The organism is Butyricimonas sp. DFI.6.44 (assembly GCF_022132345.1).
In the GTDB taxonomy this organism is placed as follows: Bacteria; Bacteroidota; Bacteroidia; order Bacteroidales; family Marinifilaceae; genus Butyricimonas; species Butyricimonas muris.
On sequence record NZ_JAKNJD010000008.1, the window covers coordinates 44,339 to 58,609 of the forward strand.

At 43.7% G+C, this 14,271-nt stretch carries 10 protein-coding genes; all 10 read right to left on the reverse strand.

Features of this window, described 5'->3' with window-relative positions:
- Window positions 1-17: 17 nt before the first annotated feature.
- The 10 genes from L0M98_RS12090 to L0M98_RS12135 all read right to left on the reverse strand — a co-directional run bounded on the left by L0M98_RS12090 (window position 18) and on the right by L0M98_RS12135 (window position 14,267).
- Entirely contained in the window at window positions 18-926 is a 909-nt protein-coding gene (locus L0M98_RS12090; protein ID WP_227216114.1) for a hypothetical protein, read from the reverse strand.
- Window positions 927-952: 26 nt separating this feature from the next.
- The gene (locus L0M98_RS12095) at window positions 953-2,437 is read right to left on the reverse strand and encodes a RagB/SusD family nutrient uptake outer membrane protein (RefSeq protein ID WP_227216116.1); all 1,485 of its coding nucleotides are present in this window, start codon (window positions 2,435-2,437) and stop codon (window positions 953-955) included.
- 16 nt (window positions 2,438-2,453) lie between these two features.
- Window positions 2,454-6,029 carry a SusC/RagA family TonB-linked outer membrane protein gene (locus L0M98_RS12100; protein ID WP_227216118.1) on the reverse strand — a complete coding sequence of 1,192 codons (3,576 nt, stop codon included), beginning with the start codon at window positions 6,027-6,029 and terminating at the stop codon, window positions 2,454-2,456.
- Between the two features lie 105 nt (window positions 6,030-6,134).
- Window positions 6,135-7,298: a FecR domain-containing protein gene (locus L0M98_RS12105; protein ID WP_227216120.1), complete on the reverse strand. Its 1,164-nt coding sequence runs from the start codon at window positions 7,296-7,298 to the stop codon at window positions 6,135-6,137.
- A gap of 79 nt (window positions 7,299-7,377) precedes the next feature.
- Window positions 7,378-7,923 (reverse strand): RNA polymerase sigma-70 factor, encoded by a 546-nt coding sequence (locus L0M98_RS12110; protein ID WP_227216121.1) that lies wholly within the window; start codon window positions 7,921-7,923, stop codon window positions 7,378-7,380.
- A gap of 180 nt (window positions 7,924-8,103) precedes the next feature.
- Window positions 8,104-9,378, reverse strand: a complete 1,275-nt coding sequence (locus L0M98_RS12115) for a thioredoxin domain-containing protein (RefSeq protein WP_227216122.1) — start codon at window positions 9,376-9,378, stop codon at window positions 8,104-8,106.
- Between the two features lie 3 nt (window positions 9,379-9,381).
- Window positions 9,382-10,515 carry an aspartyl protease family protein gene (locus L0M98_RS12120; protein ID WP_227216123.1) on the reverse strand — a complete coding sequence of 378 codons (1,134 nt, stop codon included), beginning with the start codon at window positions 10,513-10,515 and terminating at the stop codon, window positions 9,382-9,384.
- A gap of 18 nt (window positions 10,516-10,533) precedes the next feature.
- Entirely contained in the window at window positions 10,534-12,234 is a 1,701-nt protein-coding gene (locus tag L0M98_RS12125; protein WP_227216354.1) for a S8 family serine peptidase, read from the reverse strand.
- Between the two features lie 116 nt (window positions 12,235-12,350).
- Window positions 12,351-13,349, reverse strand: coding sequence for a TlpA family protein disulfide reductase (locus L0M98_RS12130; RefSeq protein ID WP_227216125.1), 999 nt, complete (start codon window positions 13,347-13,349; stop codon window positions 12,351-12,353).
- Between the two features lie 9 nt (window positions 13,350-13,358).
- Window positions 13,359-14,267: a hypothetical protein gene (locus L0M98_RS12135; RefSeq protein WP_227216127.1), complete on the reverse strand. Its 909-nt coding sequence runs from the start codon at window positions 14,265-14,267 to the stop codon at window positions 13,359-13,361.
- Between the last annotated feature and the right edge of the window lie 4 nt (window positions 14,268-14,271).

A 14,271-nucleotide genomic window follows, 5' to 3' on the forward strand; every position in this document is an offset into this window, starting at 1 on the left:
ACAGCCTGCAATTAAATTCAATTGATAGCGGTATCGCCTATCCTCTGCAAATCAATCCCATAGCTCTTGAAATGATTTATGATCGCCGTGTATTTCTTTTTGATTAATCCATACGTGTCCTTACGGTCATTCAGTATACCGTGGAAGGAATCGTCGTCCTCGTCCACTTCACGCGTCAAATCATCGTATGACGTGGAAAGTATCGCTTCCAGATAATGTTGCCAGTCCGTGTTCGTTTTATCATTATTATCATACATAACAAAACCGCGTTCATAATAGTTATAGCGCGACATATCCGAGCCATAATCACTGTAACTATAAAACTCCGTGGATAGCGGTATTTTAGCGTTACTATTCAACCTTGCCAAAAAGGTCAAATTTATATCTAACCTTATTTCAGTCTTCTCCTCCGGCGACAAAGACAGTATTCGCTCCGAACCCCAGTTAAATGCCAAAAGATCAAAGCTACTGAATATATTTACATCCCAACGTTCCCCGGCACGGTCTACTTGCTCTAACTCTTTGCACAACAACATCTTTAAAGGCAAACACCGTTGCAAGGTGGAATCCGGATAGAAGGACAAGAATAATTTCTCTATCAAATCCAACTGCTGCCCCACGTACTCCTCGTCCGCCTGTTCCCCGTAATATCCGGCAACCCATGGATAAGCATTCGCATCGGTATCCTCTTGCGCCTCATTCCACTTCGTCGGTGACCAATACAAATCTCTCGGACTCCACTTATACAAAGCGAAAATGTTGTAACGATTCTTCCATTCAACAATCTTGTCATCATAGTCATGTTCACCCTGCGGTACGAAATACCCATATATATCCCCCTCGGAAGGGCTCAACTTATGCTCGTCATTACAAGCGAGCATACTTATAGTAAAACTTAAAAGTAAATATCCTATTATTTTATTCATAACACGCTCTGTTTAAAATTCGACAATTAACGAGGATTTTGTTGCAAATAAGGATTACGGTCGCTTGCCTCCTTCGGTATAGGTAATACATACCACGGGGAATTAGCTTCCAGCACGAAAACCTGAGCATCATTTTCAGAATCGACGAAGAACTTATGTTCGATACGAGGCATTCCCATCCGGCGCAAATCGAACCAGCGATGATCCTCGAAATCCAACTCCCGACGTCTTTCTTCCTGATAAAATTTATACAAACTTTCCGGTGTTGAAACATCTATATCCGCCCGCTCTTCAATATTGACATACACCTCTTCCAAAATGTTATAGCGACTCGCTCGCAAAGTATTCAAATCGGCTAAAGCTACCGTACGGTAACTGTTGTCCCGCGTTTCCATGTACTTCTGAATATTTGCTTCCGCCCGATTCAAATACACTTCACCCGTGCGGATCCCTTTCGAACCCTTACCCGTGGCTGTACCCTTGTAACCGAAACAATAGTAAGTCTGATAAGTCGTGAAATCCATTCCTCTTTCATGACCGGAAATTAGCCTCAGATCATCCTCCTCAAACGAATCAATCAAATCATCCGACATACTGAAAACCGGACGATGATCATAACCACCGTAAGAGAAGAAAGCATTAACAGTTTCCCGACTCTCGTAAATCCACAATACCTCGGTACTAACATCCAAGTCGTACAATCGCGTAAAAGTATAATAATCCCAATCCGCCCCTTGCGCCAAAACGGTAAGCACGGGTTTCTCGTTCAGAACTTCCGTCGCGTATGCGGCCGCTTCATCCCATTTCCCCATGTACAAATACACGCGGGATAAAAGAGCTTTTGCCATTAACGGGGAAGCCTTATATAAAGTCACGTTCAGCCGGTTCTCATCCATCAGTTTAATTCCCGTCAACAAATCATTTTCAATCTGTTCGTACACATCGAACACGGAAGCACGGGTAAAATAACTGTCATCTACTCCCATGTTCAACTTCAAGGGAACTCCCGGATTTTCTCTAGGATCACCCACCGTGTAAGGCAAGCCATGAAGATTTACCAGAAAGAAATAACTCCATGCCCTCATCGTCAACGCCTGTCCCCGCACATTCTCTTTCGTTGCCTGCTCTCCCTTTACGCGCTCCAGATATTCCAACACGGTATTACAACCCATGATTCTCGTGTAGAATTTCGCCCACGAGTTCATCCCTTGCAGACCGATCAGATCTTCATACATTCTCTCATCCCATGAAAATATCAAACGACCGTTTTCCAACATACTCCTGTATTGCTCCTGATTCTGTAGCCCGTTGCATTTGGCGTTATCCGTCAATAACTCCAAGTAAGGACATTCATACGAATTCATCGGGTAAACCTCGCCTGCCATCAATTGGATCAAATCATCCACCGTTGTCGGACGAACCTCGTCCTGACTTGTTTCTTCCAAGAAATCGCTACAAGCGCTTAAACCAAACACGAGTAGCACACCCCATATAATTATTTTATACTTCATACTCTCTTTTCATTTATTAAAAACTCATTCTTACACTAAACGTATAGTTCTGACTTATAGGCTGTGAACCCGTGGCTACTTCCGGGTCTTTTCCCTTGAAATCCTTGCTCACGATAATGAACGGATTGGAAACGGAAAAAGACAAACCTACATTCTGGGCAAACTTCGAAACCAGCGATGAGGGGAGATTGTAATCCAGCGAAATATTATTACATCTCAGGAAAGAAGCCTTGGCAACCCGGATATCCGAGAAATTGTACATCCGATAAAGTAAATCCGAACCGGAAGGTAATTCTATCGAGGCTCTTCTATACTCCGGCAATGAAGGAATATTCGTGTTTTTCTCGTCACCCGGCTTTCTCCACCTCTTCACGAGGTCTTTCGGCAGATTATTATATTCATTCGGCGTCGTGTTGGTCATATCCGAATCAAACATCGGCGCTAAAAATTTCTTCCCTCCCAACTGTACGTTAAACGATGCAGACAACGTCAACGTTTTGTAACGGAAAGAGGTCGATAATCCTGCCGTTAAATCCGGATCCAGTTTACCCATATACTTCATGTATTGCGTCGCATCCGTTTCTGCCAGAATATTGTTTTCCATTCCACTCAGGTTAAATTCGGGATTCCCGTTCTCCGCCGAAAGTCCGGCAAATTCAAAAGCCCAAAAGCCGGAAACCGGATACCCCTTCTTATGCAACGTCCCGGACTTTGCCACCTGCCAACTTTCGTTTGAAGCCAACTCGCTCGTCAACTTATTGTAATTCTTCGACGTGTTGAAACTCACTGACCACACGAAATCCTTCGTCCGCACGGGTGCGAAACTCAAGCTAATTTCCCAACCGGAATTTTTCATCGTTCCCCCGTTCATCGGCATGTTAGCAACTCCATTTTCCAACGGAACTTCCTTCATCACGATAATATCTTCTCCTCTTTTCCAGTAATACTCGAAAGAACCGGAAATCTTATTCTTCCAGAACACGAAATCCACCCCTAAATCCGTCGTTTTATTCTTCTCCCACTTCAATTTCGGGTTCGGCAAACTCTTGATTTTAAGCAAATATTCACCCGTCGCATCACTGATTCCTTGTGAACCGTCCGGGATATAAGCTATCAAATCCGGTCCCGCACCTTCACTCACGTTTCCTTGGAAACCATAAGAAGCACGGATGCTGAACTCGTTAAGTATATCCTGTCCTTCTAGGAAACGCTCGCGTCCCATATTCCATCTCAAACCAACAGACCATACCGGTTGATAACGGGCACTTTTATCCTGCCCGAAACGATTGGATGCATCCGTACGGATACTGGCATTCAACACGTAACGTTCATCATACGTGTACGTGAAAGCGCTATAAAAAGAAAGCGTGTTTATTTTGCTATCCGAGATTTTCGTGGATATTTGGTTGTAAAGTGTATTCTCCCGTAAATCTCCCATAGTATTCTGTGTCGTCAGAGGAGGATTGACCACAATCTTACCGCGTCCCGGTATATAGCCGTAAAGTGTTTGCGACAAACCGTCGTATTTTGCGCTCGTCACCTCTTGACCAGCCATAGCGGTAATTAAATGAGTACCAAAATTCTTCACGTATGAAAACTGATTCCTCCACGTGTAGTTTGACTTTCTATTCTCTGTAATAGACAATTCACCGCCATGAGGCAAACTCGACATCTTATAATCCAGATCCGAAGACAAGTACTCGCCGAACTCGTACCCGCGGATATTAGCGATATAATTCGAGTATTCGGTAGCGTGCGCCTCCCCGTAAGAAGACGAATAACTGTACCCGAAGGTAGACTCGAACTTCAATCCTTTCAAGATTTCTAACGTCATTTGCAAATTCGCGTTAATGGAATTTGTCGTGTTTTCATTCCCGGTATTTTCCAACTCGTTCAGTACATTATATTTGCCACCGTTACGAGCCGTGTAGTAAAAATATTCACCCTCATCATCATAAGCCGCGATCACCCGGCTCGTGGTCGACGCGTAATTGTAAGGCGACACCTTATTGAAACCGGTTGTTTTAGAAACATTTCCCGCCATTCCGGCATTTATTTGAAGTTTATCCCACAACATCGTGTTCAAACTCACGTTTCCGGAATAACTTTCGGAATCATTTCCCTTGGCGGTTCCGTTATTTTTCGTGATACCGAAAGAAGCGTAATACGAGGTATTTTCACTTCCCCCCGAAATACTCAGGTTATGCTTATGGCTAAACGGGTTCTCGAATAAAAGATCGAACCAATCCGTATTTGTAACCTCTAATTTTTTTACCCCCTCGTTAAACTGGGCATAAGTGATTTTCTCCTGCAAATAAAGCTGCATAAGCCCCTCGAATCCCACGGGTGTCAATGCTTGACTTCCCACCAAACCTCTTTCGAAAATTTCTTTCGACACGTCCATACGCTCCTTGGAATTCATCAGATTCATCTTATCATAGGTTACTTTGGAGCCGACTGAAAAATTTCCGCTATAACTGAGCGACAATCGTCCTTTCTGCCCTTTCTTCGTGGTAATCACGATTACCCCGTTCGCCGCTTTCACGCCATAAATAGCCGTTGCCGAAGCATCTTTCAACACGGTTATATCCTGAATATCGGACGGGTTCAACCAAGCAATGGCACTCCCCACGAAATTACGGATCACATCAATATTATCCTGATTATTCCCGAACAAAGTAAACTCCTCTGTCTTGAACGGAAGCGGGTCTTGTTGAATAATTCCGTCAACCACCCAAACCGGTTCCTGACTTCCCAATAAAGTGGAAGTACCGCGAACACGCACTTTCTGGCGGGTTCCCACCAAACCGTCTTGATTGGTGATTACCAATCCCGGTAGCTTTCCCTGTAATGCCTGTTCCAATGACTGTGTTCCGTTCAATACCAATTCGTCCGCACTAATCGTACTCACGGAACCTGCCATATTGGATTTCTTGACAGTTTGGTAACCAGTTACCACGACTTCGTCCATTTCACGGGCATCCTCTTCCAACACCACGTTCAACTCTTTCTGCCCGTGCCATACCACTTGTTCCGTTTTCATTCCCACAAACGAGAATAAAAGAGTGACGCTATCTCTTCTTACCGTCGTGAAAGTAAATTCTCCCTTCACGTTGGAAGCCACCCCGACACTCGTTCCCTTTTCGATAATTGTCACGCCGGGTAAGGGCTCTCCGTTTTTATCTTTCACGCTACCCTTAATGACTAACATTTTATCTTCCGGCTCCTCGTCCTTCGCCCGAATCACGATCAGACGTCCGTTAATCTCGTAAGTCAATTTCGTTTTAGCCAGACAGATATCCAACACTTCTCTCAAATCTGCTTGCTTCACGTTAATATCAATAGCTGAAATATGATCCACATCCTCGATAGAGTACAGAAAAGTAAATTCCCCCTTCTGTTCTATCATTTTGAATACACTCTCCAACTTTCCCCCCGTCACGGAAATATCATATTTCGCTGTCTGGGAATACGCTCCTGCCATACTTTGCAGAACGCTCATCAAAAGTAATAACACTGTCACTCTCATTTTCAAAAAAGTAATTTGCATTTTTCTCCTGCCGAGAAAACTCGATTCTCGCTTTTTTTTCATAGTTTTGTACTAATTATTAAGGTTAAACCCGATTGCAAGCTTGTTGGCGCAAGCAAACAATCATGAAACTTTAAGCAAGGACGTGTTGGCGCACGTCTTTGTTTTTTATCTAATTCTCACAATAATTTTCTGTTCATCCACTGTAAATGATACTTTACCTGTTTTTTCCAACATCCTCAAAGTTTCCGCGATATCGGAATATCTTTCCATTGTACCGGAGAACAAAATATCCTTCGTCCGGCTCTGCTCGTAGAACACAGTCACGTTATACCACCGCGCGACATCGTCCAGAATAGACTCCAAACGCTCGCGACGGAAGACAAACTGTCCTTTCGTCCATGCCCGATACGCCTCTGCATCCACTTCCCGTACTTCCAGTTTATTCTCCCCGACAATCAAATCCGCCTGTTGGTTCGGTTCAAGTATCACGCTCTCCGATAGTGTTTTTACCTCCACCTTTCCACTAAGCAAGGTAGCGGTCGTCCGCTCGTCGGAAGGGAACGATTTCAAGTTAAAGGAAGTACCCAACACCGTTACCTGCATCCCGTTTACTTCTACACGGAAGGGTTTCGTGTCATCTTTTTTTACTTCAAAATACCCCTCACCCCAAAGTATTACCTGCCGTTCATTCCCCACGAAAGCAACCGGATAAGTCAACTTCGACCCGGCATTCAGCCACACCCTCGTTCCATCAGCCAAGGTCACGTTAAACTCTCCCCCTTTCGGGACTTCCAGCACATTCAACCTTTCCGCCTGCACATCGGTTTCCGCTTGATAAACCAAAGTATTGTCTATTTGCTCTATTTTCCCGGATAGGCTATCGTTCACAATCACACCGCTATTTTTTCCCAAGACAACTTGTTTGCCCGTCTCCAGATGCAAAATAGCTTTCCGCTCTCCCGGTACTATCGCCACCACCTTCTTCACCTCCTTTTGCTCATCTACCCGTCCCGTCATCATAACGGCGAACCATCCCGCCGCAACCAGCACAATCACGGAAGCCGCGTAACCGATCCATCGCCACGACAAGTTCCGGCGACGGGGCGCAATTTGTTGCTCCAGCCGACGCCACACCTCTTCCCGGTGAATCGCACGATACTCGTCATAACTCCTGCTCAACGCACTTCCCTCGGACAACTCGTCAAATAGCTGACGATTAAAATCAGACTCATCCACCCAAGCGAACAACTCCCGTTTTTCCTCATCGGTAGCAATCCCTATTTTTACTTTGTAGATTAAATCCGCTATCTGAATATATCTTTTTGTCATATATTTATTGCATTTACATTACTAAAACAACCGAGAAGAAAAAACGGGTAGTGAAAATGAGAAAAAAATTTGGAACGTCTTAAATAAAAAACAGAAGGTAGAAGTTATCCCTTAATTTCTCACGCAACAATTTATAAGCATTCTTTTTATGAAATTTCACCGTGTTCAACGAGATCTTCAGTTCCTCGGCAATCTCCTGATTATCCATTCCCTCCATATACAACAAACATACTTTCCTGCTGTGTTCGGGCAAAGAATCAATCGCCGTGAATATCAACCGTCGGGTTTCCTCCTCTATCACCGACTTCATGTAATAAAGTTCGGAGTCCTCCTCCCGTAGCATATCATTCACGTATTCCCGCTCCACTTTACGATGCTTCAACACATTCAACGCCTTGTTGCGCACCGTGGTATAAAGATAAGCCTTCACCGAAACCTCATCCGGAAATTCCCGTCTATTCTCCCACAAAGCCAGAAAAGTATCCTGCACCAATGACTCACATTCTTCTCTCTCTCCCAAATAACGATCAGCAAAAAGAACTAACGTATTGAAATATTGATTGAACACGTTCTTGAAATCAAGACGTGTACCATTACCCAATATAATACTGTAATTCCTATTCATAACTGCATCTTTACTCACCTCAGAGCGTAGCAAATATGCAAATAAATTTTGAAATACGCTAAAAGTCTTGTATTCTATTATCAGAATACAAGACTTGACAAATTTTCTTTTTCCGAAAACAAAGCTTGATATTTACCTTTTGGTTAAAACCAACAATTTTCAAAAAAAGGTATTAACTATTTACTTTTTCAACAATTGCTCTTGAATAATCTTCTCGAATGCCTCCGGCAAAGCGCCTGTTTCTATAATCGGTTTACCCCCGACAGGAATAAAAAACAAAGTCGGCAGTGCCACCACGTTGAATATACTGCACAATTCCTTCTCTTGATCGGCGTTCACTTTCAAGAATATAACTTTATCCTTGTATTTCTCCGCCATCTTTTCCAATTCGGGAATCAATCGCATACAAGGCCCACACCACGTCGCCCAGAAATCAATCACGACAGGTTTGTCACCCTTGAACACAAACTCTTTGCTTGCACGGTAATCATACACGTGTTCGAGAAAATAATCACGGGTGATCGGGTTCAGTTTGCCCGCTTCTACCGTTACTTCCGTCCCGGATTGTACCTCATCCTTCACTTCCGCCAAATCAAAAGATTGGAAATACACCTTCTGTTTTTGAAAATCAATAGAAATAATTCCCTCTTTCAATATTCCGGTTCCCAACACGGAACGGGGCAAATCCTTATTCTCCGACACGAGTACGTCCGAAAAATCATTCTTCACGAAAGTACACTTCTTTGCCAACTTCGTACTATTCGTTACCACCGGTTCTCCGTAACCATTAAACAATTCGGCCTTGCCTCCGGCAGTACCGTTTATTCGGGCATAATCGGATGATGTCAAAGTAATCATACCCTCGTTCCATGTATCAAAAGCTAATGGCAACGACACACCGTCAACCGTCACGGGAAACGTGACCACCGATCCCGGAAGTATATCCAAATCCGCCCGATGATCCAATTTCATGTATGACGGACGATAAGGTACTGAAGTCGTGATCTTCTTCCTTCTGCCGTCAATCGTCAACACGACATTACGGAACAGAGCTCCACCGATAACTCCCGCCACTCCCAGTTTCCGCAAGTAAGGTTCATCTTCCAGTACAAAAGCCGCCACTTCATTGCCGAACACGTTATTCCCGAAAGCGATCGTACTTATTGAAACACTTTTGGCGGTCGGTACTTTCTTGTGAAGGAATGTATTATAACGGAAATCTCCCGGTTGATTCGGGTCTATTTTGAATTTCTCCACGTATTCCGGCAAGATAGCGTTATGTCCCGTCAAGTCCAACACGAAATCAGCCCGTTCGCCATTTACAATCATCTCCACGATAATTTTACCGTCCACTTCCCGGTAATCCCTCACCTCCGTGGCGGTATTCTTGGATTGGGCAAATATCAACACGGGTAAAGATATTATTGCCAGTAATATAAATATTCTATTTTTCATACTTCACTCTTTTTCGTAAACGATAACTTTCTCCCCTTGCCGGGTTCGGATCGTCAATTTGGTTTTCTTCTTCGCTTTCAACTCGGGTATGCCGTTAATAATACTCTCGCAGAAGTCATATTTACCCGTGGGTTTCCCGTTAATCTTCGTGACTTTATCGCCCACCTCGACAATGCCTTTCATGGCACTCCACACGGTAGACACGAACAACTCACCATCCTTTACCCGCAACGCCACGTTATAGTGCTTACTCTCCAAGTCATTCTCCGGCTCATAAGCCTCAAAATAAAACCGAGTTCGGGGGTAATCCAGCGTTACCTTGCCGTAATCCAACAATCTTACGCCTAATAAAGTAAATGGCGGAGTAGATGTCTCGGAACTCACGTTTTTGAACTTTGTACTTCCCACGGATATCAAAGGGAATCGTACCCGGTAAGACACATCCGCGGCAGCCATCCCGGCAACACCGATAGAACCTTCACCGTATCCCTCGGACAATATATTAAACGCCGCGGCTGATTTCAATACCTCGAAATCCGTATTTTTCAAAGAAAAAAAGCCGGGACACCCGGTGTCGAACAAACAAGTGATATTATTTCCCACTCCCGCCTGCAACGAGATGAGCGGCATACCCGCTTTCACGAACGGGATCATTTTTCGCAATGATATAGTGGAGGCTTTCTCGGCTGAAGTTATCGTGACCGTCTTCGCTTTCCCGTCAATCTCCACGATAGTACGTGCCAACAAATCGCTACCGATCAACCCGTCCGCGTGAAAACATTCGAAAGGTGACGGTTGCGCCAATTGTAACGCCGGAACGCCTTTGAAATTTATTTTCCCGTCGGGAGTAAGCAGACTCTCAATAACCACGATCGGATAAGTCGCTTGGTTGCTGTTCACGTCGGTCACGACAAGAGAGTCCGTCACCGTTAATCCCAGTTCTTCACAAATCTCCCCGGTTAAAGCCGTGCGCCCTCCCGTATCGAAAATAAACGAACGAGGTGTCCCGTTCATAATCATCTCCACGATCATTTTACCCCCGACCATCCGGTAAGGTAGCACAGTCTTGTATTGCTGTGCCACTACCGAGAAAGTCATCATACAGAATAACCATATAGTAATAATCCTATACTTCATACGATACTTGTTTACAGACTATTTACTCCGTTTATCCGCCGCCACGACAGCTTGGTACGCATTCACGATGCCACCGGATAAACACAAATCATCAAAAAGGAATAAATCCTGAGCTCTTTTGCCATTCACCACGATACCTTTCTCTATTTCCACCCCCCTTCTGGATGTCACGGTTTCCAAAAGAATCTCACGTATTTGTGCTCCCGTCAGATTCGGGTAATAAGCTTTTACCAAAGCCGCCACCCCAGCGACCGTGGCTGATGCCAACCCTGCCCCGGTTCCCGTTTTGTACGTATCGCCCATATAGGCAGCGTAGATATCCATACCGGGTGCGAACAAGTCCAGTTCTTTCGCCCCGTAATTAGAGTTCATCGAAGGGTTTCCGTTTTTATCAGAAGAAGCGATGACCATTAGATTGGTCAACTCCTTACTTCCATCCATCCAACGATTCGGGAAAAATTCTACTTTGGAAAGGTCATACGCCAATTCCCAAACCGGAACAATGACCAAACTCCCTTTACTCTCGGCATATCGAATTGCCTCGTTCATCCAAACCTTTTGATCTTCCGGGTACAATGTATTTTGTTGGGGCAACACGATCACATCCGCCCCGTGATCCACTGCATAGCGAATAGCCAAAGCCATATCTTTTAAATAAGGTTCTCCGGCACCTCCACTCACCCGCAAGCACATGATTTCAGCCTCATCCATAATACCGTTTCCTCCCAAACCGTTATCTCTTTTTCCACCGATTATTCCGGCTTGCATGGTTCCCGTGGCAGCTTCGGATGTCAGCAATACATTATTCCCGTATTTATTGTCTTTTATATCCATATAATTATCACCGACAATCTCCTTACGCCCGTCATTACCCAATGCTTGCAATGCTTTCTCGTAAGATTCCCTGCCTCTCTGCACGGAAGTCTGGACAAAATTTTTATAAATCACATCAAAATCCTCCGTTTTATATAGACTAAATCCATACGCGATCAGTGTAAAAACGACATCGCTTAACGAATCTTGAGGGGCTTTCGGATCATAGCAAGTCTGAAATTCTTCCAAAGTATGGTTATGCCCGGGGAATTTAGCATCCATCTGCTCCTTGAATTTTTGAGCATACTCTTCTATCACATAGCCTATTCTCCATCCCCCGTAAGTTCCGGCAAGCTTGGACTCCGGCACGACTTTATTCTTGTAATAGGAATACTCCGCCAAATTTTCGGGAGCCGGAACTTTCGTCCGTTTCCCGTCGATAATCTTAAAAAATTCACCGTTACTCGTCATGTAATCCGCGTATTTATCTTTCAAACGCAAAAATTCCCGATCTCCTTCCTGCATCAAGGATTCCATGACCTGCCCATCCTTACCTCCAAGGAAATTCCACCCGTTAATATCATCCGTGAAACCATTCTTGTCATTATCCTTTCCGTCTGCTTTTTCTTTCGGGTTTACCCAGATCGCCTGCTTCAAATCCTCGTGCTCCACGTCCAGACCTGTCCCGATTAAAGCGACAACCGGTCTTTTCTTTATCTTTTTCCCCTTCAGAAATTCATAAGCCTTATTCACTTCTACCCCGTATACGCCATCTTGGTCAAAAGCACAATTATACCAATCCAAATCCGCTTGTTTCTTTTGTGCCTGCTCATCTTGTTTAATTAACTGTGCATTCACGTTACCTATACCGATGCACACCAGTAATAATAAGAAATACTTTTTCATCATTTACAGAATTTATCTTGTTATACAATACGAAATCTTTAAAATTTACACGCAATGATAGACAATCGAGTAATCCACAATCACACAATCTAAAATTTAAAATCTAAAATCGTAAATTACTCTCTGGCTTCCTCTATCGCCACCTTCACTTTCTCCCCTCGCAAACCTCTCGCGAGTATCCGTCCTTCCTTATCTATCAAAACGATAAAAGGGATTCCGTAAAATCCATAGGCTTTCTGAATCGTGTTAGGTTCATTACCGATCGTGAACCCCTCTTGATTCCATAACATCACCCAAGGTAATTTCTCTTCCTCCAACATCTTACGCCAGTCCTTTTCCCGTTTATCCAACGACACGCTGATAAATTCCAAATCATCCCCTTTTAACTCGTTATATATCGGTAAAAGACTTTTCATCTCATGCCGGCAAGGTCCGCACCATGATGCCCAAAAATCAACCAATACCAATTTCCCCCGAAAATCACTCAATCGAACCCTTTTCCCCTCCGGATCAACATACTCGAAATCATAAGCCTCCGCACCCACGGCAAACTTTCCCAGACTATCCACCCGATGAGCCAGCCATTTCGCGGATAGAGAATTTCGGTCAGCTTCCGGTACTAAATCCAATAACATCTTATTCGGTTCATACGCCTCCATATCGGCAATATAGGCCAACGCACTATACATGGTTCCATGTAACTTTCCTTTCACTTCTTCGGCAATTGTCTTTTTCTTCGGATTTTTCTCCGTGGGTATCCATTTCGACAATTCCCAAAAATCGTCTATCCCATGAAAGGAGAGAGAGCTATTCCCGGGATTCTTTCCATTATAAAATCCTGTTATTGTTACCTCCCGACCACCCAGATAAATCGGTTGTTCCGTGCTGCCCACGCTCAAAATATACACGTCCGGCATGACTTCTCCGGACATAGCTCGAAATTCTTTCCCATTGGTTACAGAAATAGATAATATCTCTTTTCCATCAATAGAAGTTACTTTGATTTCCGCAGGTTCCAGCAATCGCAACTTCCCGGATAGCACAAAATCGGTTTGAGCTATCCCGGGAGCAAACGCTCCCGAGATTAGCAAGAATACTAAAACAATTCTCAGCATATTTTTTTATTATTGCAAAACAACATTACCAATAGCTTGTAAATCTATCCCGTAGTTCTCCTTAAATTTATTTACAAGAACATCATATTTCTTCCGGATATAACCATTTACATCTTTTTTGGCATGCAATATTCCCTTGTTCGTGTAATCGTTAGCAGCCGGTTCGGCGATTAAAACTTCATACGGGGTCTGAATGATCGCCCGCATATAAATCTCGACATCATCTTCCAGTTTCGTACCGGATTTTATATAGCCCCGCTCATACATATTCGCGTTCGTCACTCTTTCCTCGTAACTCATTCCATCGTAAAACGCCGCATCTTCGACGATCTTACTATTATTCAGCAATCGACTTAAAAAAGCATTATTAACATCGTATTTAAAGGTATTCTTTTGAGCATTTGTCATGGTCAAAACATTCTCGTTTCCCCAGTTAAATGCTAAAAAATCATACCCGCTATATACATTATACAATGTTGTAGTACCGGATACAGTACGCCAAGTCAATTCACTACATAACAATAACTTTAATGGTAAACAACGACGTAAAGTGGAATCCGGATAAAAATCCAGAAACAACGTTTCAATCAAATCCAACTGCTCACCCACGTAAGTTTCATCCGCGATGGCTCCAAGCAATCCATTATTGTACGGATATGCAGAACTGCTGCCTTCCGGAGTCGGTACAGACTCATTCCAACCGTCCAGATCCCAGTACAATTCTTTTAAATCGAATTTATACAAGATAAACGTATTACACCTTTCATTCCAATCCACAATACGATCATCATAATCGTGCTCTCCCTGAGGCACGCTATACCCGAATTCAGGAGTTGCTGTCGGCGTTAAAGCATTCTCATCATCGCAAGCGACTAGAGAAACGGCTAATATAAACAAATAAATAAAATGCAATTTCATAACT

Bases quoted from the DNA above. Each gene is read 5' to 3' on its own strand.
- L0M98_RS12090 (WP_227216114.1), bottom strand. From the start codon at position 926: ATGAATAAAATAATAGGATATTTACTTTTAAGTTTTACTATAAGTATG.
- L0M98_RS12095 (WP_227216116.1), bottom strand. From the start codon at position 2,437: ATGAAGTATAAAATAATTATATGGGGTGTGCTACTCGTGTTTGGTTTA.
- L0M98_RS12100 (WP_227216118.1), bottom strand. From the start codon at position 6,029: ATGAAAAAAAAGCGAGAATCGAGTTTTCTCGGCAGGAGAAAAATGCAA.
- L0M98_RS12105 (WP_227216120.1), bottom strand. From the start codon at position 7,298: ATGACAAAAAGATATATTCAGATAGCGGATTTAATCTACAAAGTAAAA.
- L0M98_RS12110 (WP_227216121.1), bottom strand. From the start codon at position 7,923: ATGAATAGGAATTACAGTATTATATTGGGTAATGGTACACGTCTTGAT.
- L0M98_RS12115 (WP_227216122.1), bottom strand. From the start codon at position 9,378: ATGAAAAATAGAATATTTATATTACTGGCAATAATATCTTTACCCGTG.
- L0M98_RS12120 (WP_227216123.1), bottom strand. From the start codon at position 10,515: ATGAAGTATAGGATTATTACTATATGGTTATTCTGTATGATGACTTTC.
- L0M98_RS12125 (WP_227216354.1), bottom strand. From the start codon at position 12,234: ATGAAAAAGTATTTCTTATTATTACTGGTGTGCATCGGTATAGGTAAC.
- L0M98_RS12130 (WP_227216125.1), bottom strand. From the start codon at position 13,349: ATGCTGAGAATTGTTTTAGTATTCTTGCTAATCTCGGGAGCGTTTGCT.
- L0M98_RS12135 (WP_227216127.1), bottom strand. From the start codon at position 14,267: ATGAAATTGCATTTTATTTATTTGTTTATATTAGCCGTTTCTCTAGTC.